Annotated in this window: 1 protein-coding gene; it reads right to left on the bottom strand. The window is 58.7% G+C overall.

From position 1 onward, the window contains the following. Positions 1–262: 262 nt before the first annotated feature. Entirely contained in the window at positions 263–1,288 is a 1,026-nt protein-coding gene (locus ACQ4WY_RS28185) for an IS110 family RNA-guided transposase (protein ID WP_436506916.1), read from the bottom strand. Positions 1,289–1,364: the final 76 nt, after the last annotated feature.

The raw sequence follows: 1,364 nt of genomic DNA, 5'->3' as shown, positions 1-1,364 counted from the left end.
AAATCTATGGTCACCCTCCCTTTTGCAAGCTGATTTTGTATGATGTGAGCAGGCTTGCTTAAATCTATCCGGCGTCTGGTTGGAGATGGTTCTCCGCGCCACGATGAGAGTCGCGCCTGTCGGTCCTGAAAAAGCCCTCGGCTTCACGTGCCGATTTTACGTCCAGGTTATCCGTCAGGCCGGTGTGCCGTTCACGTCATCCAATGTCAGCAGTCGCAAAACCAGGTAGGTGTGTGATAAAACGGTGAGCCCTGAGAGGCCCTCATGTTGCCATGGGGGCCTCTTGCATTTCAAATTCGCTATGGTGGGCCGCGATGGCCCATGCCGTGCGTGCCAGTTTGTTGGCCAGGGCGCAGGCCACTACATTCGAGTGGCGCCGCGCAAGCATGGCGCGCACCCATTGCGCTAGCCGTCCACGTTGACGCTCCAGCCTCTGGATATAGGCCCGCGCGCACTGCACCAGCAGGCGCCGCAGATTCTTGTCGCCGCGCTTGCTGATGCCCAGCAGCTTGTTTCGGCCACCGGTGCTGTATTGGCGCGGCACCAGCCCGACAGCGGCGGCGAAGTCGCGTCCGCAGCGGTACTGTTTGCCGTCGCCCACTTCGGCGGCAAGCACGCTGGCCGTGATCGGACCGATGCCGGGCACCGTCATGAGCCGCTGGCCCAGATCATCTTCAGTGACTTGCCGGGTCAGGTCCTTCTCAATGTCGGCGATCTGTTCGTCAAGGTACTTGAAATGGGCGTGCAGTCGCTCCAGCAGCATCAGCAGCCGTGCCGGCAGGCATTGTTCTGCCAGTACGGAAGGCAAGCGTTTGATCGCGGCGTGGCCAACCGGCAGGCTGATGCCAAATTCCAGCAAAAAGCCGTGGATCTGGTTGCTCGTCTTGACACGATCACGTACCAGTGATTCGCGCACGCGGTGCAGCGCCGACAGCGTTTGCTGGGATTCGTTCTTGGGCGTGACAAAACGCATGGCGGGGCGGCAGGCCGCCTCGCAAATGGCCTCGGCATCGACGAAGTCGTTCTTGTTGCTCTTGACGAAGGGACGCACGAACTGCGGCGAGATCAGCTTGGTCTCATGGCCAAAGCCGGCCAGTTGCCGGGCCATGCAGTGTGCTCCGGCACAGGCCTCCATGACAATGGTGCAGGAATGAAAATTAGCGAGGAATTCGATCAGCTGTTTGCGGCTGAACTTCTTGCGCAGCAACGCCTTGCCTTGGCGATCCTGTCCGTGGACATGAAAGCTATGTTTGCCGAGATCAATGCCGATGAGCGTAACGGTTTCCATGATGGCCTCCTTCAGAAATGAAAACACCCTACAAGTTTAGTAACTTATAGGGTGGAGGGTGACCATCTCATTAAGC

Origin of the sequence: Janthinobacterium salmonicoloratum (assembly GCF_051380845.1) — a bacterium.
GTDB lineage: Bacteria > Pseudomonadota > Gammaproteobacteria > Burkholderiales > Burkholderiaceae_D > Janthinobacterium > Janthinobacterium lividum_F.
Note: the sequence above shows the minus strand (reverse complement) of the source record. Positions and strands in the feature narration are given on the sequence as shown.

Coding starts and splice junctions, on each gene's coding strand:
- ACQ4WY_RS28185 (WP_436506916.1), bottom strand. CDS start 1,288: ATGGAAACCGTTACGCTCATCGGCATTGATCTCGGCAAACATAGCTTT.